This is a genomic window from Streptomyces sp. NPDC054783 (genome assembly GCF_053611725.1).
Genome location: NZ_JBSHAY010000014.1, coordinates 126,369 through 150,043 on the forward strand (window position 1 = coordinate 126,369; position 23,675 = coordinate 150,043).

Below are 23,675 nucleotides of genomic sequence, written 5' to 3' on the forward strand. Positions count from 1 at the left end.
CGTTTCCTCACAGGCTGTGCTCGCGCACCACCCTCCGGGCCTGGGCGAACAGCATGCCGACGTTCACCGACTTACGGCAGACGACGACGGCGACGACGTCCTGCTGCTCGTTCATCCGCAGGAACAGATGGGTGAGGTTGTCGCTGTTGACGAGGATCTCCCGGAAGAAGTGGCTGTCGTCGCTGACCCCGCGGCGCTCCTTGAAGAGATCCTCGATCATGACGACCGTGCGGCCCTGGAACAGGTCGAGGGTCGCACCCGCCAGCAGGTCCAGGACCTCCGGCGGGTGGTTGTCGACGGTCTCGTACGACAGCAGCATCCCGGTGGCCATGTCGACCACACCGGCCGCGACGCAGTCGGGCGCCTCTGCCCGCAGCGACTTGACCAGACTCATCACCTGGTCGGAGAAACCCGTCATGCGCTTCGTCGCCATGTGTCACACCCCCTCTGGCGTCTTCTCGGTGAGGATCGATCCGATGCGGTCGAGGGCCGGGGGGGTCGCCCGGTGCAGGCGGTTCACGTCCATCCCCTCGTCACCGAGGACCACCATCAGGGCCGTGTCGCCGACGGCGTAGAAGGCGACGCAGCCCTGGCTGCCGTACGTCACCGTCTGGCGCAGCGCTCCGCGCGCCGTGGCGGCGGTGGTGCGGCGCGCCAGGCCCAGGCCCGCCGCCGCGAGCGCGGCGAGCCCCTCCGGGTCGATCGACTCCGCGGTGTCGGCCGCGATGAGCATGCCGTCGGCCGCCGCGAGGGCCGTGTCGGTGATACCGGTCACCTCCTCGCGCAGTCCGCGCATCTCCCGCGCCAGCGCTTCGTGGTCCATGTGCTCAACTCCCTTGTTCCCTTGCCGGATTCGACCGCTGCGGCAGTCGGCAAAGCCCTGTCATTCGGCGGTTCCGTGCCGCAGCCGGAAGAACCCTTTCCAGCTCACCCCGCTCGTCGGTGGGGCGAGGACTTCGGTGATGCCGCTGGCACCGGGTGCGCGGTGCGGCAGTTCGGCGGAGGGGGGCGCCTCCGGCTCCGGCGCGGCCTGCTCGCGGTGCCGTGCGACGAGCGCCTCGGGCGCCGTCGGGAGCGGCACCGGGGCGAGCGGGCCGGCGCACTCCAGCAGCCCCTCGCTCAGCATCCGCGCGATCTCCACGGTGACGGTGTAGACCCCGCGGCCGGTGCAGAAGGCGAGGTCGCGGGCGGTACGGCGGCCGTCGGTGTGCGCGAGCAGGTCCCGTTGCAGCGGGGTGCAGGCCTGCTGCGGCGAGGCCATGGGCAGGGGCCGTTCGCGGTCGGGCCGTACGGGGTACGGCAGCGCGTCCACGGCGGCCACCTTGCGCACCGCGTCCTCCAGCAGCCGGGCGGGCCTCTCGCCGGGGGTGACCGGGGCGTGCGGCTCGGTGCCGGTGACGCGTTCGCAGGCGTCCACCCGGCCGGCGACGACGGCGAAGGCCGCGTCCTGCAGCGCCATCATGCACACCACCCGGAGCTGGGCGGCCCCCGCGTAGCCGCGCTCGACCAGCGCGGCGGTCGGCCAGCGCTCCCCGGACCCGCGCACGAGTTCCGCCCACTGCTCGCCGTCGATGCGCTCGGAGCGCAGGAGCAGCGCCTCGGCGCCGGGCGCGCCGGGACTCTCCGCCGCCACGACGAGTCCGTCCCGCAGGTGGAAGGCGCCGCCGGGGCTGCCCGGCACCCGCAGCTCCCCCGTGAATCCGTCACGCCCGCACGCGGTCAGCGCGTGCGCGAGCCCGCCGTGATCCATCACTCCCCTTGCATTTCGCACAGACGCCTGACGCGTCACGCCGAGGGGGTATGTGTATCAGCGGATCGGCATATTTCGGCCGGGGATTTCCGACCTGACCCGGACTGACGGAAGTTGGACTTTCGAGCCGTTGCACATCGCTTTGTTCGACACTCATTTGATCGATTGGCGAGCTCAGGCGTCCGGTTCGAGCACCCGCACCGGCAGCGTGCCCAGCGCCTCCCGCAGGGCCGCTGCCAGTTCCTCGTACTCGGCGGCCCTGGCCGCGCCCGCACGCATGGCGAAGGCGACCCGGCGGCTCGGGGCCGGCTCGGCGAAGTAGCCGGTGAGGAGCTGGCTGCTCCGGGTCGTCTCCAGCTTCAGCGCGGTACGCGGCAGCAAGGTGCACCCGAGCCCCCCGGCGACCAGCTGGACCAGCGTGGACAACCCCGCGGCCGTGGTGGTGACCGGCGCGCCCTCCCGTCGCCCACCCCCACCCTCAGCCGAGGGGCTTCGCCCCGCCCCCTTGAATCCCGGCCCCGCCTCCCGGCAGATGTCCAGGGCCTGGTCGCGCAGGCAGTGGCCCTCGTCCAGGAGCAGCAGGTTCAGCTCCTTCAGCGCCTCGCGCGGGATGCCCTCGCGGCCGCCGAGCCAGTGGTCGACCGGTGTCACGAGCACGAAGTCCTCGTCGAAGAGCGGGAGTTCGACGACGCCGGGCACGCCGAGCGGCACCGCCAGCAACAGCAGGTCGAGGCGGCCGGAGTTCAGGCCGTCGATCAGGCTGGCGGTCTGCTCCTCGTGCACCTGGAGGTCGAGGTGCGGATAGCGCTCGTGGACCAGCCGCAGCACGGCCGGCAGCAGGTACGGCGCGACCGTGGGGATCACCCCGAGGCGCAGGACGCCCGTGAACGGCGCCCGGACCGCCTCGGCCTCCTCCAGCAGCGCCCCGACCGCGTCCAGCACCGCCTTCGCCCGTACGGCCAGCCGCTCACCGGCGGTCGAGAGCAGCACCTTGCGCGTCGTACGCTCGAGGAGAGTCACGCCCAGGGTCTCCTCCAGTGCCGAGACCGCGCCGGACAGGGCGGGCTGGCTCATCCCGATGGCGGCCGCCGCGTCCCGGAAGTGCAGATGCTCGGCGACGGCGGCGAAGGCACGCAGCTGCGCGAGGCTCGGCTGCCTCCGCTTGCCGTTACTCATGGTCACTGATAACTACCTCCGATCAACATGACCGAGTGTAGCTATTTCACTAATCAATGCCCCCTGTGCCAACATCAACGGAGTCCAACCCATGGGAAACGCCCTCAAAAGGGGTGTTCCTCGCTGCAAGGAGAGCGTGTGCTCACTGTCGGTGACAAGTTCCCCGAGTTCGAACTGACCGCCTGCGTCTCGCTGGAGAAGGGCAAGGAGTTCGAGCAGATCCACCACAAGTCCTACGAGGGCAAGTGGCTGGTCGTCTTCGCCTGGCCGAAGGACTTCACCTTCGTCTGCCCGACCGAGATCGCCGCTTTCGGGAAGCTGAACGACGAGTTCGCCGACCGCGACGCCCAGATCCTCGGCTTCTCCGGTGACTCCGAGTTCGTCCACCACGCATGGCGCAAGGACCACCCGGACCTGACCGACCTGCCGTTCCCGATGCTGGCCGACTCCAAGCACGAGCTGATGCGCGACCTGGGCATCGAGGGCGAGGACGGCTTCGCGCAGCGCGCCGTCTTCATCGTCGACCCGAACCGCGAGATCCAGTTCACCATGGTCACCGCCGGTTCCGTGGGCCGTAACCCCAAGGAGGTCCTGCGGGTCCTGGACGCGCTGCAGACCGACGAGCTGTGCCCGTGCAACTGGACCAAGGGTGAGGACACCCTGGACCCGGTCGCGCTGCTGGCCGGTGAGTGACCCATGTCGCTCGACTCGCTGAAGTCCCGCGTCCCGGACTACGCCAAGGACCTGAAGCTCAACCTGGGCTCGGTCATCGGCAACTCGGACCTGCCCGCACAGCAGCTGTGGGGCACGGTGCTGGCGACCGCCATCGCCTCCCGTTCCCCGATCGTGCTGCGTGAGCTGGAGCCGGAGGCGAAGGCGAACCTCTCGCCGGAGGCGTACACGGCCGCCAAGTCGGCCGCCGCCGTCATGGCGATGAACAACGTCTTCTACCGGACGCGTCACCTGCTGTCCGACCACGAGTACGGCACCCTGCGCGCGGGCCTGCGGATGAACGTCATCGGCAACCCGGGCGTGGAGAAGGTCGACTTCGAGCTGTGGTCGTTCGCGGTGTCCGCGATCAACGGCTGCGGCATGTGCCTGGACTCGCACGAGCAGGTGCTGCGCAAGGCGGGCGTGGAGCGCGAGGTCGTCCAGGAGGCGTTCAAGATCGCCTCGGTGATCCAGGCGGTCGGCGTCACCCTCGACGCGGAGGCGGTGCTGGCCGAGGCGGCCGAGTAACCCACCGGCCCGGCGCATCACGGCCCCTGCCCACTCGGTGGGCAGGGGCCGTCGTCCGTTCACCGATGTGGTATGTACCACTCACCCAGTCGGGGCCGAAGACCGCGAGTGAGCAAGAGATCGAACGATCGTCCGATTCTTCCCTTGGGGCGGGGAAGGTCCACGCGCGCAGAGTCATAGCGGAATTCAAGTCTCCGATTCATCGTCGCATCGCCTGTCGACAGCGACAGAGACGATCTGATTGGCTCGTGGGGACCACGTTTACGCCACCGAACTGCCTTTCCCCGGTGGCGTCCTGAGTGCTTTTCAGGGGGAACCTCATGTCCATACGAAGCCATGTCTCGACGAGGACCGTGCTTGCCGCAGCCGCAGCCGGCCTGGGCGTCCTCGGCATGACCGCTCCGCAGGTCGCCGCCGCCGACCAGCCGGTGCCCAGCATTTCGGTCAAGGCCGACCGGCACACGAAGGCGATCGCGACGGCCCATCCCACCGCCGCCGCGGAAGGTGCGACCGTCTGCGGTACGGGCTATGCCCTCTACAAGGCGGACATGCTGCCCGACGAGTCGCGCAAGGCGACTCTCTTCGTCTACGTCAAGGGAAACAACCCCGCGAGCAACGACGCCCCCACCTGCGCCATCCTCGACAACAACACTTCGGGCACGAAGTGGATGAAGATCAAGCTGTGCTCGAACTACACGGCAGAGGGCTGTGCGAGCGACTCGGGCAACTACTCCCAGTACGCGGGACCCGTCTACCGCAACCACGGCGGCTGCGGCACGGTCACCTCGCTGATGAAGACCACCTCCAGCTCGAGCACCTACATCGTCAACAACGTTCAGGACAGCACGAACTGCGACTAGCAGGTGCTGCACGAACCGTGAACCGGGACTTCACGCATCTCAGGCGTGGAGTCCCGGCTCGTTGTCGTCCTCCGCGGCTGACGGCCGGCTCCTGTTCGCGGCCACTTCCTCGGAGTACACGCGCAGGTACCCCACCACGGTGTTCGTCACCGCCACCAGCGGTACGGCCACCACCGCGCCGCCGATGCCGGCCACCATGCCGCCGGCGGCGACCGTGAGGACGACGGCTAGCGGGTGCACGCGGACCGCACGGCCGAGGATGAACGGCTGCAGGACGTGGCCCTCGATCTGCTGGACCGCGAGGACGACGATCAGGGTCATGACGGCCGTGAAGACGCCCTGGGTCACCAGCGCCACGATCACCGCGAGCGCACCCGAGGCGACCGCGCCGACGAGCGGGATGAACGAGAACAGGAAGATGAAGACGGCCAGCGGGACGGCCATCGGCACGTCCAGGAAGTAGATGCCGATGCCGATGAAGGTGGCGTCGATCAGGGCGACCAGGACCGTGCCGCGCACATAGGCGGTCAGGGTGCGCCAGGCGCGCGGGCCGGCACCGGCCACGCCCGGGCGGGCCGCGGCGGGCACCAGCTTCAGGAACCACTCCCAGATGCGCTTGCCGTCGTAGAGCAGGAACAGCGTCGAGAAGAACACCAGCAGGATGCTGGTGAGGGTCTCGATGATGACCTGAACGCCCTCCAGGCCCGCGGACGTTATCTGGTCGGCGTTGGCGCCGATCGCCTCGCGGAGGTTCTTGGCGATCTGGTTGATCTGCTTGTCGGTGACGTGGAAGGGGCTCTTCAGCAGCCAGTCGCGCAGGTCGTCGATGCCGGACTGGATCTGGGTGGAGAGCGTGTCGATGTTCTCCATGACCTGCCAGGTCACGAACCAGCCCATCAGCCCTATGACGACGAACCCGCTGATCGCGGTGAGCGCGGTGGCCGGGCCGCGCGGCACCCCGCGCCGGGTGAGCCGGGCGACCGTCGGCTGCAGCAGCGCGGTGACGAGCAGGGCGATGACGAAAGCGAACACCACCAGCTGGATCGCGCTGATGACCTGCATCAGGATCCAGAGGGTGCCGGCGAGGACCAGCATGCGCCAGCCGGCCTCGGCCGCGACCCGCACTCCCCAGGGCACGGCCTCGGCGGGGTCGGGGCGGGGGCCGGCCGACGGCGCGGGCCGGCGGGGTGCGGGTACCGCGGCCTCGGCGGCGGGTTCCCGGGCGGCAGGCTGCGGCAGGGTCGGCGGGGTGTCCGAGGGGTCCGGGGCGTGCTCGCGCTCCACCTCGGCGCGGCGTTCGTCCAGGCGTTCGCTGATGTCGGTGAGACCGGCACCGAGCTTGCCGAGCCACCCTGGCACTCGCGACATGATCCGTCCTCTTCCCCCGCGTCCCCGCGTGCTCGCCACCTCTGCTCCCCCTGGAGGTTTCCGGGTACGACCGTACAGGGCGAAAGCCCCTCCCTAAGGACGGGGAGGGGCTGCGCGAGGTTGAGCGGCCGACGGGCCTAGTACCAGTGGTTGGCCTGCCAGAACGACCAGGCCTGGCAGGGGCTGTGGTACCGGTCGTTCATGTAGTTGAGGCCCCATTTGATCTGGGTCGCCGGGTTGGTCCGCCAGTCGGCGCCGGCGGAGGAGTACTTGCCGGCGGGGAGGGCCTGGAAGAGACCGTAGGCACCGGAGGAGGCGTTGACCGCCTGGTAGTTCCAGCTGGACTCGTTGTTCACGATGTTGCTGAAGCACTGGAACTGGTCGGACGCCACCATCTGGCGCGCCATCGCCTGGATCTGCGCGACGCTGTAGCTGCTCTGGACAGGGAAGCTCGAGGAGTCGCGGGCGCTGTCGCGGCTGGCCGCGGACTTCGCCTCGACGCGCGCCTTGGCCTCCTTGGCCGCCTGCTCGGCCGCCGCCTTCTTGGCGACCGCGGTCTCGGCGGCAGCCTTGCGGGCCGCCTCCTCGGCGTCCTTCTTGGCGCTCGTGTCCGCCGCGATGGCCTGGGCGTCGGCCTGCTGCGTCAGCGACGCGGACTGGACCTGGGCCTGCTGACCCGCGGGTATGTCGGCGAGGAGCGTGGTGTCGGCTGCCGTCGCCTCGGCGTCGTTGTTGTTCTGCGCGACGCTGCCCGAGGCAACTCCGACGACGCTTCCGACGGCGGTGACCGCGGTGGCCGAGGCCACTGCGAATCCCCGGACCGAAATCCGGCTCACACGATTTCCTTCCAGCATCGCCCGCTTCGGTGACCCTGGCGGACGCAATCGTGCCCCTGACACTGGCCTCCCAACTGCGGGGTCACGGGAGGCGCGGGCCCGGTGGGCAACTCCCCCTGCGGGGAGCGCCGCGTGGTGCTCGGGCGGCATACGACGAACTCTATGGAGTTGGTGGTGCTTCTGTGGTGCTGTACCGCTGGCGGTACAGGTGTGTCGTATGCGGGGCCTGACAGGACTGAGACTCTGCCGTAACCGGACGCCGGGTGGCAATTCTGTGTTGCGTGTGAAAGCTCACATCCTGTTTGGCCCGGGGAATTTTCGGAAAGCTCCACACGCCGAGGCGCCGCCCGGCTAGGCTCGTGGCCTTTGCCGGACGGCGCCAAATGCTGTGCGGGTGGGGTCAGATGTGGCCGTCCTCCAGCATTTCGGTCACAAGCGCCGCGATCTGGGACCTCTCGGACCGGGTCAGCGTGACGTGCGCGAAGAGCGGGTGTCCCTTGAGCTTCTCAACGACGGCGACCACTCCGTCGTAGCGGCCCACGCGCAGATTGTCCCTTTGCGCCACGTCATGGGTCAGAACGACCCGTGAGTTCGCGCCGATTCGGGACAGAACGGTGAGAAGCACATTCCGTTCGAGCGACTGCGCCTCGTCCACGATCACGAACGCGTCGTGCAGCGAGCGGCCGCGGATGTGGGTGAGGGGGAGCACTTCCAGCATCCCGCGCGCGGTGACCTCCTCGATGACCTCGCGGCTGGTGACCGCCGACAGCGTGTCGAAGACGGCCTGCGCCCACGGGCTCATCTTCTCCGCCTCGCTGCCCGGCAGATAGCCCAACTCCTGCCCGCCGACCGCGTACAACGGCCGGAACACCATCACCTTCTGGTGCTGGCGGCGCTCCAGGACCGCCTCCAGGCCCGCGCACAGCGCCAGCGCCGACTTTCCGGTGCCGGCCCGGCCGCCCATCGAGACGATCCCGACCTCGGGGTCGAGCAGCAGGTCGAGCGCGATGCGCTGCTCGGCACTGCGGCCCTTGATGCCGAACGCCTCCCGGTCGCCGCGCACCAGGCGGACGTTGCCCTCGGCGGTGATGCGGCCCAGGGCCTTGCCGCGCTCGGAGTGGATGGTCAGTCCGGTGTGCACGGGCAGCTCGGCGGCCTCCGGGACGTACAGATGCCCTTCCTCGAAGAGGGTGTCCACCTGCTCGCCGGAGAGCGTCAGTTCGGACATTCCGGTCCAGCCGGAGTTCTCCGTGATGGCGAGTTCGGCGCGGTACTCCTCGGCGAGGAGGCCGACGGAGGAGGCCTTGATCCTGAGCGGGAGGTCCTTCGACACGACGGTGACGTCGTACCCCTCGGCCTGCAGGTTGCGGGCCACCGCGAGGATGCGGGAGTCGTTGTCCCCCAGGCGGTAGCCGGTGGGCAGCACGCTGGGGTCCGAGTGGTTGAGCTCGACACGGACGGTGCCGCCGAGGTCCCCGATCGGAATGGGGGCATCGAGACGGCCGTGCCGGACCCGGTAGTCGTCGAGCAGGCGCAGGGCCTGTCGGGCGAAGTAGCCGAGTTCCGGATGGTGCCGCTTGGCCTCCAGTTCCGTGACCACCACGATGGGGAGCACGACCTCGTGCTCGTCGAAGCGGGTCAGGGCGTTCGGGTCGGCCAGCAGGACGCTGGTGTCGAGAACATAGGTGCGCCGGTCTGGCTTGTGGCGCTTTGCGCTGGTCACCACGGAAGGACGTACCCCCTCGGATGAGGTCGGGGAGCGACGAAGTGGAGCTGGACCGGTGTGCGGCCCCCGCGTACGGCGGCGGGCCGTGAACCGGCCCTCCGCGACTGCTTCCGTGCAGTGACCGCACGATCGGGCTGGTGCAAAGGGCCTCCCGGGCGGACGGCCCCGTGCCGCCCGCTGAGATCCGACACCCGTGGTTCGGGCGTCGACCTGTTTGGCTTATGCCCTCGAACATGCACCGCCATGCAAAAGCGGCCACCGGCGTACCGGTGAACTCCTCGTTACATCCACACGAATCCGGGTATCCGAAGCGCCCCGGCGGTGGGGCGGCCGGCGCGGTTCAGCCGCCGTAACGCCGGTGACGTGCGGCGTAGTCCCGCAGGGCGCGCAGGAAGTCGACCTTGCGGAAGGCGGGCCAGAAGACCTCGCAGAAGTAGTACTCGGAGTGCGCGGTCTGCCACAGCATGAATCCGGACAGCCGCTGCTCGCCGCTGGTGCGGATGACGAGGTCCGGGTCGGGCTGGTCGCCGGTGTAGAGATGACGGCCGATCATGTCGATGTCGACGGACTCGGCGAGGTCCTCGATCGCCACACCCTTGTCGTGGGCGTCGAGCAGCATGGAGCGCACGGCGTCGGCGATCTCCTGCCGGCCGCCGTAGCCGATGGCCACGTTGACGAGTATCCCGTCGATGTGGGCGGTGGCCTCCTCGGCCTCCTTCAGGGTGCGCTGCATGCCGCCCGGCAGCAGATCCGTCGTGCCGACATGGTGCACGCGCCAGCGGCCGTCGGCGGCGAGCGTGCGGACGACGTCCTCGATGATGCCGAGCAGCGGGACGAGTTCGTCCTGCGGGCGGTCGAAGTTGTCCGTGGACAGCAGCCACAGGGTGACGACCTCGACGTCGGTCTCGGTGCACCAGCCGAGGAACTCCTCGATCTTTTCCGCACCGGCCCGGTGGCCGTGGACGGTGGTGGAACCGGACGCCTTCGCCCAGCGGCGGTTGCCGTCCATGATGACGCCGATGTGCTTGGGCACCTGAGCGTGGTCCAGGTGGCCCTCCACCCGGCGTGCGTAGAGCCTGACGAGCAGGCTGCGCAGGTTGTCGCGCAGGTTCACGTGGCCCTCCGGGGGGTGGCGGGGGTTGGGGGTGCGGGAGGTTGTCGAGCCTACCCCCGCCGGCGGTTCGGTTCCGGCCCGGGGTTTGGGGATTGGGGGCGCCCCTGCGGGCGGGGACGCTCGTCCACAGGTGGGGACGCTCGTCGTGAGCCGGGAGGTTCCCGGAGTCCCCTCCTGGGGCCCGGCGGCGACGGGCAAGAAAAACGGGCCGGTCCGTGGGGGGGAGACGGACCGGCCCGAGGGGGGGTTTCCACCATAACCCTTCGTAAGGGATGGTGGGTGCATCGGCGGGACACAACTACTCTCCGGAATCAACCGGCGACGCCTCGGTGGGCGCGGAAGGCTGGATTCAGGGGTGCCGCATGGCCGATTCACAGCGGATTCCCAAGGAAAACCGATCAGATACGAAATGTTTCGGAGGGATTCGTAGAGTTTGCGCCATCTTGAGGACATCTCGGCGAGTTGCCCCGGGGTCCCCCCGACGGGCTAACCGGCCAGCGAACGGTGACTTGACGGTTCCGCTACGGGGGTCCGGAAAAATCATTGGGCTTCACGGCACCGCGCAGCCCCCTCCACTGCGCGGTACCGGCCGCGCAGGTTTGCCGACGCGAATAACCTTGGTCTGAACTTATGTGACAGATGAGGCTGATGTGAACCGCACCGGATAACAATGTGGAAACCGTCGGTGAACCACGGGTGAATCAGCCGGGCTTGCGCACATCGAAGAGGTGCCGGGTGCTGTGCGCCACGAACGACCTGTCCCTCTCGATCCGCTCATGCAGCGCGCGGAGTTGAGGCTCGTACGCCTCCACTGTGAAGCCCGGGACCATCCACACCACCTTGCGCAGGAAGTGGACGACGGCGGCGATGTCGTGGAACTCCATCCGCAGCCGCTCCGCCCGCAGCCCGGCCACCTCCAGGCCCGCCGCCTCGGCGTCGGCCCGCTCGCGCTCGGGGTCCCGGACGGAGCGCACCTCCTCGGGCAGCGGCCCGAGGAAGTGCTCGACCAGCTCGAAGACGCTGGCCGGCCCCACATGCTGGGCGAAGTACGTGCCCCCCGGCCGCAGCACCCGGGCGATCTCCTCCCAGTACGGCCGCACCGGATGCCGGCTGAGCACCAGCTCGAACGTCTCGTCGGCGAACGGCAGCGGCGCGTCGTCCGCGGCGGCGACGACCACCACCCCGCGCGGCCGCAGCAGCGCGGTGGCCTTGGCCACATTCGGCGGCCAGCCCTCCGTTGCGGCGGCCAGCGCCGGCCGGGCCGGAGCCGCCGTGGCAAGGGCGAAGTCGAACACCTCACCGCCACCGGTCTGGATGTCGAGGGCGGCCTCGGCACCGGCCAGCCGCTCCCCCGCCGAGACGGCGTACCCCCACGAGGGCCGCTCCTCGTCCGCCCGCCCCTCGAACCAGGAGAAGTCCCACCCCTCGGTGGGTACGGCGGCGCCCTCGGCCACGAGGTCCTCGAAAGAGCGGTTCACTGTCATGCCCTCCATGATCCCAGGGCGTTGTCGGCGCGGCCTGCTAATTTCCGCACCTATGACGACCCGTATGACGACATACACCGCCGGAGAGAAGCAGACCCTGCACGCGAGCCTGGACCGGCACCGGGACGCCGTGCTGTGGAAGCTGGACGGCCTCGACGGCGAGCAGCTGCGCCGGCCGATGACACCGTCCGGCACCAACCTGCTGGGCCTGGTGAAACATCTGGCCAGTGTCGAGTACGGCTGGTTCGTGGAGACGTTCGGCGGCGAGCCCGAGCCCCTGTGGTTCGACCCGCACGACGACATGCGGGTCACCCCCGAGGAGACGACCGAGCGGATCGTCGCCTTCTACGGCCGCGCCCGCGCCGCCGCCGACGCCGTCATCACCGGGCTGCCGCTGGATGCCGAGGGCAGCCCTGCCTGGCTGGACATCACCGTGACCCTGCGCTGGACCCTGGTCCACATGGTGGAGGAGACCGCGCGGCACGCCGGCCACATGGACATCCTGCGGGAGCTGATCGACGGCGCGACCGGGGACCATCCCCCGGTCACCGGTTCCCGCTGAGCGTGTCGTGCACCAGGTCCTGCGTGTGCACGAGCCCCCACAGCGTCGTCAGCAGGGCGCCGAAGCGGGCGAGCGGGTGGAGCACACCGGCCAGCGGGCCCTCGCGGGTGGCCCAGCGGGCGGCTGTCGCGCCGCCGACCTCGGGGACGCGCTCCACTCCGCGCCAGTGCTCGTCGGCGGTGGCGTAGACGACGTGCGGGACATGGGCGTGGATCAGCGCGCCGCTGCACAGCAGGCACGGCTCGAGGGTGGTGTACAGGCGGTGACCGGGGTGCCGGCGGCCGGCCGGGAGCTGGGCCAGGGCGTTGATCTCGGCGTGCGCCAGATCGGTACCGGCGAACTGGCCCGGCGGTGCGGTGGTCTCCCTGCTGCGGTTCCGCCCGGCGGCGACGACGGTGCCCTCCGGGGTCGTACAGCACGGCGCCGATGGGCCGGCTGCCGGCCCGCAGCGCCTCCCAGGCCAGCTCGAAGGGCAGGCGCCAGGAGTCGGGGATCGACCTCATCGGGGCGCCGCCGGCCCGTCGAGGACGAGGAGGATGTGCTCGTCCTCCCCGTGCCGGACCGTGCCGGCCCGCTCGAAGCCGTGTCCCTCCAGCAGGCGGACGGAGGCGGTGTTGCCGCCGAAGGGGTCGGCGTACAGGGGCCGTACAGGCTCCAGGTCCAGGAACAGGCCGAGCGCGCGGGTGCCGACGCCGCGCCCCCAGTACGGCCGCCCGAGCCAGTACCCCACGTAGCGCCGCTCGTCGTCCGCCGTCCAGGAGACGACGCTCCCGGGCGACCTCGCCGCCGACGGTGACCGTCCGCACGAGGCAGTCGGGATCGCCCAGCACGCGCTCCCGCCAGTGCGTGAGGAAGGCGTCCCGCGGCCGGGGCGTGAATCTCGACCGCCGGACGGCTTCCGGGTCGTGCTCATAGGCAAGCAAGACGTACAGGTCGTCGTCCGTGACGCCCCGGAGGCTCACTTCGCTGCGCTTGTCGCGCCCGTCGCTCTCGTCGGTCATGTCGGGCAGTGTGGCAGCCGCCACTGACAACGCCCCCCTGTCAGGTCAGTCCAGCAGCGGCCGGACCTCCTCGGCGGCGAACCGCACGAACCCCTCCGGATCGGACTCGTCCCCGGTCGGCTGCAGCACGACGGTGTCGGCACCGGCCTCGGCGAGCCGCCGTACGGCCGCGGCGACGGCGCCCGCGTCCCCCGCCACCCCCACATCCGTGGCCGACCCCAGCCCCTCGGCGACGAGTTCGGCCCGCAGCCGGGCGTCGGCGCCGGGCCCCGTGGCGGCGAGCAGATACACGACGACCCGGTGCGGCCGCGACGCATCACCCCCTGCCTCCTTCTGCCCCTCCGCGATGAGCTGCCGGGCCTGGCGTACGCCGTCCGGGGAGGTGGCGGCGGTCAGGACCGTACCGTCGGCCTTGGCGCCGGAGAGGCGGAGGGTGCGCGGCCCGGTGGCGCCGGCGAACACGGGCACGGCACCCTCCGGCGGCCAGTCGAGGCCGACGTCGTCCAGGGAGACGTACCGTCCGCGCACGGTGAGCCGTTCACCTGCCAACAGGGCGCGCAGGGCGCCGAGATGCTCGCCGAGGAGGGTCAGCGGAGAGGCGGGGCGGGCGCCGACCTGCCCCATCCAGTCCTGCACGCCATGCCCGACGACGAGGGTCGCGCGGCCCGGGAACATCCGGTGCAGGGAGGCGGACTCCATCGCGGTGAGCGCCACGTTCCTGAGGGGCACCGGCAGCAGCCCGACGCCGACCCGCACCCGCTCGGTCCAGGCGAGCGCCGCGGCGGCGGTCGTCATCCCGCCCTCCCGGAAACAGTCCTCCCACAACCAGAGTTCCTCAAGCCCTGTTTCATCCGCCGCGCGGGCCACCGCCCGCAGCCGCTCGGGGGGAAGCTGGGGGCGGAATACGACACCGAGTGCAGTCATGGACCTCTTCCTAGTGGGGAGGAGGCGGGGTGGCAACCGGGTTTTGCCACCGGCGAGTTGTCTGCGCCGCAGGGCCGCGGAGGGGACAGGGGACATGGGAAGACGCTGGCGGGACGGGTCGGGGAGACTGATCGTTCCGAGGGGCGAGGACGGGGAGGCGCTGAGGGACGAGGACGGCGAGAAGCCGACCGCCGCCCCTATGACCCTCCCCCTGGAGATCGCGGCCTCCTACCGGGCCCGGACGAAGGGGCTGCTGGGCCGGGACGCGGTCGCCGGGGCGATGCTGCTGACACCGGCGAGCAGTGTGCACACGTTCGGGATGCGCATCCCGATCGACGTCGCCTACCTGGACCGCCGGCTGACCGTCCTCGCCGTCCGCACCATGCCCCCGGGCCGCCTGGGCCTGCCCCGCCTGCGGGCCCGGCACGTGCTGGAGGCGGAGGCGGGGGCGATGGCGGGGTGGGGGGTGCGGGCGGGGGTTCGGGTGAGTGTGGAGCCGGCGTGACCCCGACCGTCTCCCTGTGCGCGCCGGCATGCCACCGAGGCTGCGAGCGGAGCCCCTGTGCCCTTGCCGCCCAGCGGTGTCCCGCCTCGGCGCCTGCCCGCCGACCACAACCAGCAGATGGTGCCGCAATTCCTCTTCGACCCGGTCGATCCCGCCCGTGGCGGGGATGCACCAGTCGGTCTCGATGCCGCGCGCGAACGCCGCTCCAGTGGTGCAGCGGATCAGGTCGGGCGACGCCACTTACGCGTCGCGCAGCCAGGCGATGAAGGGGGCCACCTCGGCGACCGTGTGGCCCTGGAGAGCGATGGTGTCCCGTGTCTCGTTGTCGGCGAAGCCGTCGAACCCGGTCCCGTCGGCGGACAGTACCCAGATGCCCACACGCGCCGGGTGGCCTCCTCGGGCTGGCATCCGGTCTCGGGGAAGGCATCGCGGAGCGCCCCCCCGAACGTGTTCAGGTCGAGCTGCCGGCCGCGGGGGTTCTTCTCCGGGGCGTACAGCAGGAAGGAGGTGGTGTGTTCGTCGCGGCTCATCAGTCGTCGCCATGGAGTCCTTCGAAGGGACGCTGGGCGGTCTGAGCGGCACCTTCAACTTCGTCCACTCGGCGACGACCCGCGGGGAGGGCAGAGAGGCCGAGTTCTTCGTGATCGTGCCGGGAAGCGGGACGGAGGCGCTGACCGGGATCCGAGGGGCCGGCGGTCTGCGGATCGACGCGGACGGCACCCATCGGATCTGGTTCGAGTACGAGGTGGGTGAAGGTTCCTAGAGTTCCGCCGCAGCCTGCGCCACCGCACCATGCCGTTCTGCTGCGACGCGGAGCAGGATCTCGCGGAGTGATTCGCGGGTGCGGCCCCGCGTCTTCACCGCATGACAAGGGCTCCGCCTCCGCGGGTGCGGCCCTGTGAGCGGCGGTGGCCTCCCGCGCCTTGTGCCGCATCACCGGGGATTCCTCAGCTATCTCCTGCATGAGGGCACGGAGACTGGTTCCACGCGCCTCCGCCACGGCGGCGAGCTGGTCACGGACTTCGGCGGGCACGCGAATCATGACGTCGGCACGCCATGTGTATACATGGCGGCGCATACACCCGATGCCTCTGTCGATGCCGTCAGCTCTCCGAGCGTGGGAACGACACCTCGACGCGGCGGTTCTTCCTGCGGCCCTCCTCCGTGGAGTTGTCGGCGATCGGGTACTGCTCGCCGTAGCCGCGGACCTCGAAGGTGACGTTCGGGTCGTTCAGGTCCTGGTCCAGGACGGCCTGTACGGCGTTGGCGCGTTGCCTGGACAGGACGTCGCCGTGGGCGGAGGAGCCGAGGTTGTCCGTGAAGCCGAAAACGCGGACCTGGGTCGCGTTCTGCTTCTTGATCTCCTCGGCGATGGTCGCGATACGGCCCTTCGCCTCGTCGCCGAGTTTCGCGCTGTCCTTGCTGAAGAGCACCTCGGCTTGCAGTGCGAAGGTGACGTCGGCGTTGGTGTCCTCGCGCCGCTCGTCCCCGCTCTGGTCCTCCACGACCGACTTGATGTCCAGCACCTTGGGCGCGGCGAGCGTGGCGCCCTCGGGGAGCTTGAGGTCCGGGTCGGTGGGGTCGACCTTCACCGGGGCGGCGGCGGAGGGCGCGGTGTCCGGGGGCTGACTCGGATCCGTGTCGTCGGCCCGGGCCGGGGTGACCGCGAGGAGGAGGGTGACGGCGGTGAGGGTGAGGGCGAGACGGGGGGTGGTCGGGGTGGTCACTTCGGCCTCACCCGGAGATCTTGATGGTGGCGGAGGAGAAGGTGGGCAGTTGGAGGGTCACCTCAGTGGTGCCTGTGGGCGGCGAAGGGAACTGCATGAAGACCGGTAGCGACTGACCCGCCTTGAGCGTGCCGAGGCCGGTTGTGGTGAGCGGGCGGCCCTCTGTGTCGCGCAGTACGTAGTAGCGCTTCTTGCCCTTGGAGTCGACAAGGGTGGCTCCGCCCAGGGACGGACCATTCCTGGTGATCTCGGTTTCATTTCCGCTGAGTGCGGACGGGATGAGCAGGTCACCGGCACCGTCGTTCTTCAGGGTGCCGTTCACGGTGACGAAGCCGCCGGAATCACGTTGCGCGGAGGTGATCTGGAGAAGCAGGCCATCAGAGCCCTTCAGTTCGGCCAACGGTTGGTCCGATTGCCCCTCCTGGGCGCTCGGGCCGGAGTTGCCTCCCTGGGAAGCGGACGCGGAACTGTGCGGCTTCTTGTCGTCGCCGGCTCCTCCGCCGCAGCCGGCCACCCCGACAGCCAGACCAGCCGCAACGGTCAATGCGACCATCCCCCTGCGGGCCTTCGCAGTGAACCGAATGCTCATCGCTCCGCTTCCTTCGTCATTGATCGTTCGCACGTCAGTCGGCCAGGTGGACGTCGAAGAGGTCTTCGGGCTTCGGCAGCCCCGTTGTGTCGTCCGGCTTAAGATGCCAGACCTTGCCGTTGCAGGTGAGTGGGGGCAGAGCGTCCCCGCCGGCACCCCCGGCGGGGGGCTCGAAGGTACAGAGGGACTTGATCTCGGCGGTGGCGGAAGCCGTCGACTGGTAGTTCTCCGACCCGGGCACGACAGACCGCCCGACGGACTTGTTGGTCTTCACGTCGACCCGGTACGCCAGCAACCCCTGCGGCAAGCAGCCGTTCAGCACGGCATCGTTCTGCTCGGCGAGTTGACCGGCCCGCCGGCACGGGTCGGGCCCGACGAACGTCGCCCTGCCCTCGAAAACGGCCTGCCACTTCGCGGGGTCGGGCAGCACCTTCACCCACTGGGCCGCGAGTTGGTCACGCTCGCTCTGGGCCGCCGCGAGCGCTGCCGCGTCGGCCGCCGTCTGGGCCCCGCTGCGATTCACCGACGCCTGGCCGACCGCGAGGTAGGCCAACGCAAGAAAGAGCAGGCCCGCCACCACCGTGATGTAGATGGGGAAGGCCTGCCCTGCGTCGCGGCGTGGAGGCATCAGCCGCCGGTGACTTCGGAGATCTTGTTCCTGATCGCATCGAAGATCGTCTGGCCGATGCTCGTGCCCGTGATCGCCAACACGATCGCCACCACCACCGCGATGATGCCGAGGTACTCCACCGCGGTCTGCCCCCTGTCGCTGCGAGCAACACGGGCCTGCAGGTACGCGACGGTGGTGTTGAACCAGTTGTTCATGGTGGTCCCCTCCGGACTCGCCTCCGATCCGGAAAACGTAGGCCGGAACGCCGCGCCCGCGAGAGGGCCCCAGGACCCAACCCCGGACCCATTCCCTCCGCCGTCCGCTCCCCCAGGCACCCATCTCAGGCCACCCCCAGCCACTTCGCGGTCGCCTGGGACCGGGTGGTGGTCTGGAGCTTGGTGAAGATGCGGTTGATGTGGTTCTTGACCGTCTTCTCGGAGATGAAGCAGGCGGCGGCGATCTGCTGGTTGGTCATGCCGGATGCGATGAGGTCCATGATCTCCGCCTCCCTTGCGCTCAGCCGGAAACGCGAACGGACTGACTGTCCCATGGAGGATTGCAGTTGCGAAAGAATTTGGGGCGACTTTTTTCCCAAAAATTGCGGGACTTGGGGTTCCGCGTGTGCAGGTGCACTCGATCGCAGCTCTGACAGCAACGCCCTCGTCGCGCCCGGAGTCACATGCGGCCGCCCCTCCCGGACATCCCGCACCGCGCGCACCAGCTGTTCCGTCGTGAACTCGCCGTGCACCAGGTATCCCCCAGCGCCCAGCCGCAGCGCCTCCCGCACCGTCTCCGTCTCGTGGCTGTAGGTGAGCATCATGACCGGCGCCAGCCGCACCAGGTGCGGCAATGCCGAGATTCCGTCGACCCCGGGCATGCGGACGTCGAGGAGGATGACGTCCGGGCGGTGCCGTACGGCCGCCTCGTACGCCTCCCGGCCGTCCGTCGCCTCCGCCACCACTGTGGTGTCCGCGCGGCCCGAGAGCAGGGCCGTCAGGCCCGCCCGGACCACGGGGTTGTCGTCGGCCACCAGCAGACGAAGGGGAGGGGGAGGCGGTGGCGAGGGGGCCTCCGGCCAGGGGTCACTGTGCTGCATGGCGCCTCCTCTCAGGGTTCCCGAGATGCGGGGTCGGAGCCGTTCAGGGACGACAGGGGAATTTCCACGCGCACCTCTGTACCGCGCTCATGGCCACCCCGGCCGATGCGGATCCGGGCGCCCGCCTGCCCGGCCCGCTCCACCATGCCGAGCAGGCCGAAGTGGCCGGAGTCGCGGAGCCGTTCGAGTGTGGTGCCGGGCGGGAGGCCCCGGCCGTCGTCGTGGATCGTGAGGCGCAGCAGACCTCCGTGCAGCGCCGCCCTCACCTCCACATGGGTCGCGCACGCGTGGCGGTAGGCGTTCTCGAGCGCTTCCGTGGTGATGGAGAGGAGGTGGCGGGCCAGGGGGGCGGGCAGAGCGGGAAGGAGGCGGTTCCGGGTCGTGTCCCGACCGCCGCTGCCTTCCCCGCCGCTTACTTCCCCGCCGCTTACTTCCCCGTCGCTGTCGTTCGGCCAGGAGCAGGTGACCCTCAGGCCCGTGCGGGCCGTGAAGTCGCGTGTTACGTCGGTCAGTTCGTGCCACACCGTCGTCCCGCCCGCGTCGAGCGCATCCGGCTGCTGTCGGCGCAGGTCCGTCAGGAGTTCCCTGGACTCCGCCGCCGCCCTGCGGGCGGAGCGGGACACCAGTTCCGCCTGTTGCCGGATGTGGTCGGGGTCGGGAGTGTCCGTCGAGGCCGTCGCCGCCAGGCCGTCCGCCGCGAGGGCCACGCCGTACAGGGTCTTGGCCACGGAGTCGTGCATCTCGCGTGCCAGCCGGGCGCGTTCCGCGCTCACCGCCTCTGCCGCGGCGAGGCGCGCCTGGACCGTCGTCAGGGCGTGGGTCGCGGCGCCGAAGCGGAGCATCAGGTTGCGCAGGGTCGAGCCCATGGCGCCGGCGATGACGCACAGGCCGGGCAGGAGAAGGGCCTCGGCGACCGGTGCGTGGCGGTCGGCCTTCAGGGTGGCGTGGACCAGGAGGAGGATCAGGGACTGGAGGGAGGCGAAACACGCCGCGCCCCGCCAGCTGTAGACCAGTCCTGCCAGGAGCGGGGTGCAGACGCTGACGTAGGCGAGGGTGGTGTCCGGGCCGGCCGAGATCAGCAGGAACGAGCCGAAGAGGGTGTCGGCGGCGAGGAGGCTGGGGTGGCGCAGCAGGAGGGGACCGAAGCGCTCCCAGTCGCGGAAGAGGACGTAGGACACCATGAAGGTGACGACCACGGCCGCGCCGACGAGGCGGGCGCCCAGGCCCGGGGCCGCGTGCAGCAGCGCGGCGGGCGCGGCCAGGGCGATCATGGCCAGGCGGAAGCCGAAGACCTGCCGGCACATCGCCTGCAGTGCACGGATCTGGATCTTCTCCGAGGGCAGTACCGCAGGGCCTGCGGCATGGTCCACCGCAGGGCCGGCTCCGTCCGCCGTGCCGGCCGCCGGCTTCGACCTGCTCCCACGGCCCAGAAGGCCCGCACGGCCCGCCTGACGTACGAACCAGCCGGCGGCCGCCCGCACCCGGCCGCCGCCGAAGTGGGTTCCTGCGCCGCGTCCCATCAGTCCCGCCACTGTCACGTCCGCTCACTTCCCCGTGAGCGAGCCGAAGTCCACGCCGGAGCCGAGGATCAGGCCCGCGCCCAGCAGGAGCATCGTGGCCGGGACCATGAACGTGGTGATCATCAGCGTGGCCTTGGGCACCGCGCGGGCGGCCTTGCGGCGAGCGTTCTGGGCGTCGGTGCGGCGCATGTCCTTGGCCAGCGAGACCAGTGTGTCCACGATGGGGGCGCCCAGTTCCTCCCCCTGCTGCAGGGCCGTCACGAACATCGCCACCTGTTCCGAGTCGTTCCTCCGCCTCAGCTCCGCGAAGGCCTGGCGGCGGCTCATGCCGAGGTCCATCTGGCGGAGGGTGATGCGCAGTTCGTCCGCCCATGGGCCCTCGTACCTCGTCGCCACCCGGTCCAGGGCCTGGCGGAAGCCCAGCCCCGCGCTGACCACCACCGCCAGCACGTCCAGGAAGTCCGGCAGCGTGCGCTCGATGACGTCCTTGCGGACCCGGATCGCCGACCAGATGCCGACCTCGGTCCACAAGGCGCCGAACAGGAGCAGGAGCACGGCCACGAACCACTGGCCCCGCAGCAGGAACACCAGGCAGCCGACCGCGCCCAGCGCGCCGTAGACCGCGCGGCGGGCGGCGTAGCGGTCGATGGTCAGGCCGCCGGGGTTGCCGGCGAGGTCGATCTTGCGGCGGTACTTGGCCACCAGGCGCGGGCCCATCAGGCGCAGCACGGCGGGGGCGTAGCGCATGCCCATCCGGTCGATGACCGAGCCCACGGCGCCGGTGCGGGTGGCGCCGACCTCCAGGGCCACCGCCAGGTCACCGGGGAGTTTCGCCTCCGCGCGGTACATGCGCAGGCCGGCGAAGGCGCCCCAGACGCCGACGCCCATCAGGAGTGCGAGCAGGAGTCCGATCACCGGGCCGCCCCCCTCACACGTCGATCCGGCTCAGGCGCCGGATGAGGACGAATCCGACGGCGTACATGGCGAACGCGATGAGCACGCAGGCCTGGCCGACCGGTGAGCCGGTCATGCGGGCCAGCGCGCCGTCCTTGACGCCGTTCATGAGGAAGAGTGCGCCGACTCCGAGGACGGGGACGGCGTACGACGTCATGGTCACCTGGGAGAGCTGGGTGCGGATCTCGCGCCGGGTCTCCTTGCGTTCCTCCAGGGTCTCGGTCAGGTTCCGCAGGGCCGACACCACCTGGCCTCCTGCCCGGTTGGACAGGACCAGGGTCGTGACGAGGACGACCAGCTCCCGGGACGGCAGCCGGTCCGCCAGCTCGCCCAGCGCGTCGTCGAGGGATTGGCCGATGGCCAACTGGTCGCTGACCTGGGCCAGTTCCTCGCCCGCCGGGGCCTCCAGTTCCTCCGCCGCCATGCCGATGGCGGTGCGCAGGGCGAGGCCCGCCTGGGTGGCGTTGGCCAGGATGCGGGCGAGTTCGGGGAGTTGGTTGATGAAGCGTTCGATGCGTTTCTGTCGCTGCCAGTTGAGGAACTGCACCGCCGCCCAGATGCCGAGGAGGCCGGCGAGGGGGCCGAAGAAGGGGGCGAGGGTGGCCTGTCCGATCAGCCAGAGCGCGGCGACCGTGGCGAGGATGTAGACGAAGAACTCGCCCGGGGTGACGTCCAGCCCGGTCGCGGCCAGCCGGAGTTCCAGCCGGCGGCCGAGGCGGGTGCGGCGCAGTCGCCGGTCCAGGTCGCGGAAGCGGCGCCTGCGGCCGGTCGCCGGGGCGGGGCCGGTGTGGGTGAGCCGGTCCACGAGGGCGGCGCGCTGGGCCCGGCCGGAGGCGTAGGCGTGTACGCCGGCCACCGCCAGGACGCAGGCCAGCAGCGTCACGCCGGTGGTGAGCTGGACGAGGGTGTGGAGTTCCATGGGCGGCCTACCTGGCTTCTCGGGTGGCGAGCTGGTCCGCGGAGTGGGCGACTCCGAAGGCCTGGGGGACGGGCTGGCTCGCCATGTAGAGGCGGTCGGCGGCACGGCGGGGCAGCGGGAAGTACTGGAAGCTGCCGTACACGCGGCCGTCGGGGGTCATGGGCTGCGCGTCGAACCGGGCCACGGTCGCGATCCGGTACGGCTCCCCGCCGTGGCTGTCGAGCAGCGCGATCTCGGTGATCCGGCGGGCGCCGTCGGCGAACCGGGTGAGCTGGACGATGACGTCGACCGCACTGTTGATCTGGTCGTGGAGGGCCACGAAGGGGACCTCCACGTCGGACATGGAGGCGAGGGTCTGCAGCCGGGTGAGCGCGTCCTCCGCGCTGTTGGCGTGCACGGTCGCCAGCGATCCGTCGTGGCCCGTCGACATCGCCTGGAGCATGTCGAGGGACTCGCCGCCGCGGACCTCACCGACCACGATCCGGTCCGGGCGCATGCGCAGGGAGTTGCGGACCAGGTCGCGGATGGTGACCTGGCCCTTGCCCTCGACGTTCGGCGGCCGCGACTCCAGCCGGACCACGTGGGTCTGCTGGAGCTGGAGCTCGGCGGAGTCCTCGATGGTGATGATGCGCTCGTGCGAGGGGATCAGCCCGGAGAGGGCGTTGAGGAGGGTCGTCTTGCCGGTGCCCGTCGCCCCGGAGACGATGATGTTGAACTTCGCCTGCACCAGCCCCGCCAGCAGGTACACCATGTGCTCGTCCAGCGAGCCGAAGGAGATCAGCTCCTGCAGGGTGAAGGAGCGCGGGAAGCGGCGGATGGTGAGGATCGGGCCGGTCAGCGACAGCGGCGGGATGATGACGTTCACGCGCTCGCCGGAGGGCAGCCGGGCGTCGACCATCGGGTTCGACTCGTCCACCCGCCGGTTGACGGTGGACACGATCCGCTCGATGGTCTGCATCAGCTGGTCCGAGGAGACGAACCGCAGGGGCAACTGCTCGACGCGGCCGCCTCGTTCGACGAAGATCGCGTCGGGGCCGTTCACCATGATCTCGGTGATCGACGCGTCCTCCAGCAACGGCTCCAGGATGCCGAGGCCCAGCGCCTCGTCCACCACCCGGCGGATCAGCTGCGAGCGCTCCCCGGTCGACAGCACCGGGCCCTCACGGCTGATGATGTGCCCGAGCACCCGCTCGAGCCGTGCCCGGCGTTCGGCCGCCGCGAGCGAACTCATCTCCGCGAGGTCGATCTCCTCCAGCAGCTTGGCCCGGTAGGAGGCGACCAGGTGCCCGTCCTCGCCCCGGCTGCCGTGCTCCTCCGGAGTGCTGATGCGTGCCCGCAGGCTCATGTCGGCATCTCCTCGCCTAGTGGTCGAGCGGCATGGTGGCGGACTTGACGGCGGGGTCGAAGTGCCAGCCGGGGACGATCTGGGGGATGTCCACGGTGGCGGTGACGGTGACCGAGCCGGCAGCACCGCCTCCCCTGTCGCACCGCACCGTGAGTGCGCCGCTGACCGCCTGAGCGCACGCCTGCTGCGGGTCCTGCTCCAGGGACGCGGCCCGCGCCCCCGCCCGGGCCGCCGTACTGGCCTGCTCCGCGGCGTAGGCGACGGCCCCGATCTGGATGCCGGCCATGGCCACGATCAGGAGGATCGGGATGAACCCCAGGTACTCGATGGCGACCTGGCCCCTGTCCCGCCGTCCGCGTCGGTACGGCAT

General features: G+C 70.4%; 28 protein-coding genes and 2 pseudogenes. 6 read left to right on the plus strand and 24 right to left on the minus strand.

The genetic code is table 11. The features are described 5' to 3' along the window. Positions 1 to 7: 7 nt before the first annotated feature. From ACWGJ5_RS24490 to ACWGJ5_RS24505, 4 genes are all read right to left on the minus strand, one after another. Positions 8 to 433 carry a hypothetical protein gene (locus tag ACWGJ5_RS24490; protein WP_453311802.1) on the minus strand — a complete coding sequence of 142 codons (426 nt, stop codon included), beginning with the start codon at positions 431 to 433 and terminating at the stop codon, positions 8 to 10. Between the two features lie 3 nt (positions 434 to 436). Further along, entirely contained in the window at positions 437 to 823 is a 387-nt protein-coding gene (locus ACWGJ5_RS24495) for a roadblock/LC7 domain-containing protein (RefSeq protein WP_453311803.1), read from the minus strand. Positions 824 to 883: 60 nt separating this feature from the next. Then, the gene (locus tag ACWGJ5_RS24500) at positions 884 to 1,750 is read right to left on the minus strand and encodes a MarR family transcriptional regulator (protein ID WP_453311804.1); all 867 of its coding nucleotides are present in this window, start codon (positions 1,748 to 1,750) and stop codon (positions 884 to 886) included. Between the two features lie 174 nt (positions 1,751 to 1,924). Then, positions 1,925 to 2,926, minus strand: a complete 1,002-nt coding sequence (locus tag ACWGJ5_RS24505) for a LysR substrate-binding domain-containing protein (protein WP_453311902.1) — start codon at positions 2,924 to 2,926, stop codon at positions 1,925 to 1,927. Between the two features lie 138 nt (positions 2,927 to 3,064). Here ACWGJ5_RS24505 and ACWGJ5_RS24510 point away from each other — a divergent pair, with 138 nt between their 5' ends. From ACWGJ5_RS24510 to ACWGJ5_RS24520, 3 genes are all read left to right on the plus strand, one after another. Beyond that, the gene (locus tag ACWGJ5_RS24510) at positions 3,065 to 3,619 is read left to right on the plus strand and encodes a peroxiredoxin (protein ID WP_400138357.1); all 555 of its coding nucleotides are present in this window, start codon (positions 3,065 to 3,067) and stop codon (positions 3,617 to 3,619) included. A gap of 3 nt (positions 3,620 to 3,622) precedes the next feature. Then, on the plus strand, positions 3,623 to 4,165 hold the full coding sequence (locus ACWGJ5_RS24515; protein WP_228625900.1) for an alkyl hydroperoxide reductase: 543 nt from the start codon (positions 3,623 to 3,625) through the stop codon (positions 4,163 to 4,165). 320 nt (positions 4,166 to 4,485) lie between these two features. After that, complete coding sequence (locus tag ACWGJ5_RS24520) at positions 4,486 to 5,025, plus strand: hypothetical protein (protein ID WP_453311805.1); 540 nt, start codon at positions 4,486 to 4,488, stop codon at positions 5,023 to 5,025. A gap of 39 nt (positions 5,026 to 5,064) precedes the next feature. Here ACWGJ5_RS24520 and ACWGJ5_RS24525 read toward each other — a convergent pair whose 3' ends face one another. The 5 genes from ACWGJ5_RS24525 to ACWGJ5_RS24545 form a co-directional block, all read right to left on the minus strand. After that, the gene (locus ACWGJ5_RS24525; RefSeq protein ID WP_453311806.1) at positions 5,065 to 6,393 is read right to left on the minus strand and encodes an AI-2E family transporter; all 1,329 of its coding nucleotides are present in this window, start codon (positions 6,391 to 6,393) and stop codon (positions 5,065 to 5,067) included. A gap of 137 nt (positions 6,394 to 6,530) precedes the next feature. Further along, positions 6,531 to 7,229: an aggregation-promoting factor C-terminal-like domain-containing protein gene (locus ACWGJ5_RS24530; RefSeq protein ID WP_453311807.1), complete on the minus strand. Its 699-nt coding sequence runs from the start codon at positions 7,227 to 7,229 to the stop codon at positions 6,531 to 6,533. A gap of 400 nt (positions 7,230 to 7,629) precedes the next feature. Then, complete coding sequence (locus ACWGJ5_RS24535; protein ID WP_453311808.1) at positions 7,630 to 8,955, minus strand: PhoH family protein; 1,326 nt, start codon at positions 8,953 to 8,955, stop codon at positions 7,630 to 7,632. A gap of 340 nt (positions 8,956 to 9,295) precedes the next feature. Continuing rightward, positions 9,296 to 10,069, minus strand: a complete 774-nt coding sequence (locus tag ACWGJ5_RS24540; protein ID WP_453311809.1) for an isoprenyl transferase — start codon at positions 10,067 to 10,069, stop codon at positions 9,296 to 9,298. A gap of 701 nt (positions 10,070 to 10,770) precedes the next feature. Continuing rightward, the gene (locus ACWGJ5_RS24545) at positions 10,771 to 11,553 is read right to left on the minus strand and encodes a methyltransferase domain-containing protein (protein WP_453311810.1); all 783 of its coding nucleotides are present in this window, start codon (positions 11,551 to 11,553) and stop codon (positions 10,771 to 10,773) included. A gap of 64 nt (positions 11,554 to 11,617) precedes the next feature. Between ACWGJ5_RS24545 and ACWGJ5_RS24550 the strand changes: the two genes are divergently transcribed. After that, entirely contained in the window at positions 11,618 to 12,115 is a 498-nt protein-coding gene (locus ACWGJ5_RS24550) for a DinB family protein (protein ID WP_453311811.1), read from the plus strand. Here ACWGJ5_RS24550 and ACWGJ5_RS24555 read toward each other — a convergent pair. From ACWGJ5_RS24555 to ACWGJ5_RS24570, 4 genes and pseudogenes are all read right to left on the minus strand, one after another. Continuing rightward, positions 12,099 to 12,272 (minus strand): hypothetical protein, encoded by a 174-nt coding sequence (locus ACWGJ5_RS24555; RefSeq protein ID WP_453311812.1) that lies wholly within the window; start codon positions 12,270 to 12,272, stop codon positions 12,099 to 12,101. The genes ACWGJ5_RS24550 and ACWGJ5_RS24555 overlap by 17 nt on opposite strands. A gap of 21 nt (positions 12,273 to 12,293) precedes the next feature. Continuing rightward, positions 12,294 to 12,521 (minus strand): annotated as a pseudogene (locus ACWGJ5_RS24560) (deaminase); the annotation flags it as partial. A gap of 93 nt (positions 12,522 to 12,614) precedes the next feature. After that, a pseudogene (locus tag ACWGJ5_RS24565) lies at positions 12,615 to 13,116 on the minus strand (GNAT family N-acetyltransferase). 45 nt (positions 13,117 to 13,161) lie between these two features. Then, the gene (locus ACWGJ5_RS24570; protein ID WP_453311813.1) at positions 13,162 to 14,040 is read right to left on the minus strand and encodes an LLM class flavin-dependent oxidoreductase; all 879 of its coding nucleotides are present in this window, start codon (positions 14,038 to 14,040) and stop codon (positions 13,162 to 13,164) included. Positions 14,041 to 14,134: 94 nt separating this feature from the next. On the opposite strand from ACWGJ5_RS24570, the gene ACWGJ5_RS24575 reads away from it, so the two are divergent. Beyond that, a complete protein-coding gene (locus ACWGJ5_RS24575; protein ID WP_453311814.1) occupies positions 14,135 to 14,545 on the plus strand; it encodes a DUF192 domain-containing protein in 411 nt (136 codons plus the stop codon). Between the two features lie 240 nt (positions 14,546 to 14,785). Here ACWGJ5_RS24575 and ACWGJ5_RS24580 read toward each other — a convergent pair whose 3' ends face one another. Beyond that, positions 14,786 to 14,923, minus strand: a complete 138-nt coding sequence (locus tag ACWGJ5_RS24580) for a hypothetical protein (RefSeq protein WP_453311815.1) — start codon at positions 14,921 to 14,923, stop codon at positions 14,786 to 14,788. On the opposite strand from ACWGJ5_RS24580, the gene ACWGJ5_RS24585 reads away from it, so the two are divergent. Next, entirely contained in the window at positions 14,916 to 15,308 is a 393-nt protein-coding gene (locus tag ACWGJ5_RS24585; protein ID WP_453311816.1) for a DUF3224 domain-containing protein, read from the plus strand. The two genes, ACWGJ5_RS24580 and ACWGJ5_RS24585, sit on opposite strands and share 8 nt — an antisense overlap. A 340-nt stretch (positions 15,309 to 15,648) precedes the next feature. Here the strand turns inward: ACWGJ5_RS24585 and ACWGJ5_RS24590 are convergent, their stop codons facing one another. The 10 genes from ACWGJ5_RS24590 to ACWGJ5_RS24635 all read right to left on the minus strand — a co-directional run bounded on the left by ACWGJ5_RS24590 (position 15,649) and on the right by ACWGJ5_RS24635 (position 23,675). Then, positions 15,649 to 16,272: an OmpA family protein gene (locus ACWGJ5_RS24590; RefSeq protein WP_453311817.1), complete on the minus strand. Its 624-nt coding sequence runs from the start codon at positions 16,270 to 16,272 to the stop codon at positions 15,649 to 15,651. 7 nt (positions 16,273 to 16,279) lie between these two features. Further along, positions 16,280 to 16,861: a hypothetical protein gene (locus ACWGJ5_RS24595; protein ID WP_453311818.1), complete on the minus strand. Its 582-nt coding sequence runs from the start codon at positions 16,859 to 16,861 to the stop codon at positions 16,280 to 16,282. Between the two features lie 34 nt (positions 16,862 to 16,895). Continuing rightward, positions 16,896 to 17,489 carry a pilus assembly protein TadG-related protein gene (locus ACWGJ5_RS24600; RefSeq protein WP_453311819.1) on the minus strand — a complete coding sequence of 198 codons (594 nt, stop codon included), beginning with the start codon at positions 17,487 to 17,489 and terminating at the stop codon, positions 16,896 to 16,898. After that, positions 17,489 to 17,686 carry a Flp family type IVb pilin gene (locus ACWGJ5_RS24605; RefSeq protein WP_228625867.1) on the minus strand — a complete coding sequence of 66 codons (198 nt, stop codon included), beginning with the start codon at positions 17,684 to 17,686 and terminating at the stop codon, positions 17,489 to 17,491. Before ACWGJ5_RS24605 ends, ACWGJ5_RS24600 begins: the two co-directional genes overlap by 1 nt. A 125-nt stretch (positions 17,687 to 17,811) precedes the next feature. After that, on the minus strand, positions 17,812 to 18,567 hold the full coding sequence (locus ACWGJ5_RS24610) for a response regulator (protein ID WP_453311820.1): 756 nt from the start codon (positions 18,565 to 18,567) through the stop codon (positions 17,812 to 17,814). 11 nt (positions 18,568 to 18,578) lie between these two features. Then, positions 18,579 to 20,087 carry a sensor histidine kinase gene (locus ACWGJ5_RS24615; RefSeq protein ID WP_453311821.1) on the minus strand — a complete coding sequence of 503 codons (1,509 nt, stop codon included), beginning with the start codon at positions 20,085 to 20,087 and terminating at the stop codon, positions 18,579 to 18,581. A 24-nt stretch (positions 20,088 to 20,111) separates the two neighbouring features. Next, the gene (locus tag ACWGJ5_RS24620; protein WP_453311903.1) at positions 20,112 to 20,999 is read right to left on the minus strand and encodes a DUF5936 domain-containing protein; all 888 of its coding nucleotides are present in this window, start codon (positions 20,997 to 20,999) and stop codon (positions 20,112 to 20,114) included. A gap of 16 nt (positions 21,000 to 21,015) precedes the next feature. After that, the gene (locus ACWGJ5_RS24625) at positions 21,016 to 21,960 is read right to left on the minus strand and encodes a type II secretion system F family protein (protein WP_453311822.1); all 945 of its coding nucleotides are present in this window, start codon (positions 21,958 to 21,960) and stop codon (positions 21,016 to 21,018) included. Positions 21,961 to 21,967: 7 nt separating this feature from the next. After that, positions 21,968 to 23,305: a CpaF family protein gene (locus ACWGJ5_RS24630; RefSeq protein ID WP_453311823.1), complete on the minus strand. Its 1,338-nt coding sequence runs from the start codon at positions 23,303 to 23,305 to the stop codon at positions 21,968 to 21,970. A 16-nt stretch (positions 23,306 to 23,321) separates the two neighbouring features. Further along, a complete protein-coding gene (locus tag ACWGJ5_RS24635) occupies positions 23,322 to 23,675 on the minus strand; it encodes a TadE/TadG family type IV pilus assembly protein (RefSeq protein WP_453311824.1) in 354 nt (117 codons plus the stop codon).

Coding starts and splice junctions, on each gene's coding strand:
- ACWGJ5_RS24490 (WP_453311802.1), bottom strand. CDS start 433: ATGGCGACGAAGCGCATGACGGGTTTCTCCGACCAGGTGATGAGTCTG.
- ACWGJ5_RS24495 (WP_453311803.1), bottom strand. CDS start 823: ATGGACCACGAAGCGCTGGCGCGGGAGATGCGCGGACTGCGCGAGGAG.
- ACWGJ5_RS24500 (WP_453311804.1), bottom strand. CDS start 1,750: ATGGATCACGGCGGGCTCGCGCACGCGCTGACCGCGTGCGGGCGTGAC.
- ACWGJ5_RS24505 (WP_453311902.1), bottom strand. CDS start 2,926: ATGAGTAACGGCAAGCGGAGGCAGCCGAGCCTCGCGCAGCTGCGTGCC.
- ACWGJ5_RS24515 (WP_228625900.1), top strand. CDS start 3,623: ATGTCGCTCGACTCGCTGAAGTCCCGCGTCCCGGACTACGCCAAGGAC.
- ACWGJ5_RS24520 (WP_453311805.1), top strand. CDS start 4,486: ATGTCCATACGAAGCCATGTCTCGACGAGGACCGTGCTTGCCGCAGCC.
- ACWGJ5_RS24525 (WP_453311806.1), bottom strand. CDS start 6,393: ATGTCGCGAGTGCCAGGGTGGCTCGGCAAGCTCGGTGCCGGTCTCACC.
- ACWGJ5_RS24545 (WP_453311810.1), bottom strand. CDS start 11,553: ATGACAGTGAACCGCTCTTTCGAGGACCTCGTGGCCGAGGGCGCCGCC.
- ACWGJ5_RS24550 (WP_453311811.1), top strand. CDS start 11,618: ATGACGACATACACCGCCGGAGAGAAGCAGACCCTGCACGCGAGCCTG.
- ACWGJ5_RS24570 (WP_453311813.1), bottom strand. CDS start 14,040: ATGACTGCACTCGGTGTCGTATTCCGCCCCCAGCTTCCCCCCGAGCGG.
- ACWGJ5_RS24575 (WP_453311814.1), top strand. CDS start 14,135: ATGGGAAGACGCTGGCGGGACGGGTCGGGGAGACTGATCGTTCCGAGG.
- ACWGJ5_RS24585 (WP_453311816.1), top strand. CDS start 14,916: ATGCCCACACGCGCCGGGTGGCCTCCTCGGGCTGGCATCCGGTCTCGG.
- ACWGJ5_RS24595 (WP_453311818.1), bottom strand. CDS start 16,861: ATGAGCATTCGGTTCACTGCGAAGGCCCGCAGGGGGATGGTCGCATTG.
- ACWGJ5_RS24600 (WP_453311819.1), bottom strand. CDS start 17,489: ATGCCTCCACGCCGCGACGCAGGGCAGGCCTTCCCCATCTACATCACG.
- ACWGJ5_RS24605 (WP_228625867.1), bottom strand. CDS start 17,686: ATGAACAACTGGTTCAACACCACCGTCGCGTACCTGCAGGCCCGTGTT.
- ACWGJ5_RS24610 (WP_453311820.1), bottom strand. CDS start 18,567: ATGCAGCACAGTGACCCCTGGCCGGAGGCCCCCTCGCCACCGCCTCCC.
- ACWGJ5_RS24615 (WP_453311821.1), bottom strand. CDS start 20,087: ATGGGACGCGGCGCAGGAACCCACTTCGGCGGCGGCCGGGTGCGGGCG.
- ACWGJ5_RS24625 (WP_453311822.1), bottom strand. CDS start 21,960: ATGGAACTCCACACCCTCGTCCAGCTCACCACCGGCGTGACGCTGCTG.
- ACWGJ5_RS24630 (WP_453311823.1), bottom strand. CDS start 23,305: ATGAGCCTGCGGGCACGCATCAGCACTCCGGAGGAGCACGGCAGCCGG.
- ACWGJ5_RS24635 (WP_453311824.1), bottom strand. CDS start 23,675: ATGCCGTACCGACGCGGACGGCGGGACAGGGGCCAGGTCGCCATCGAG.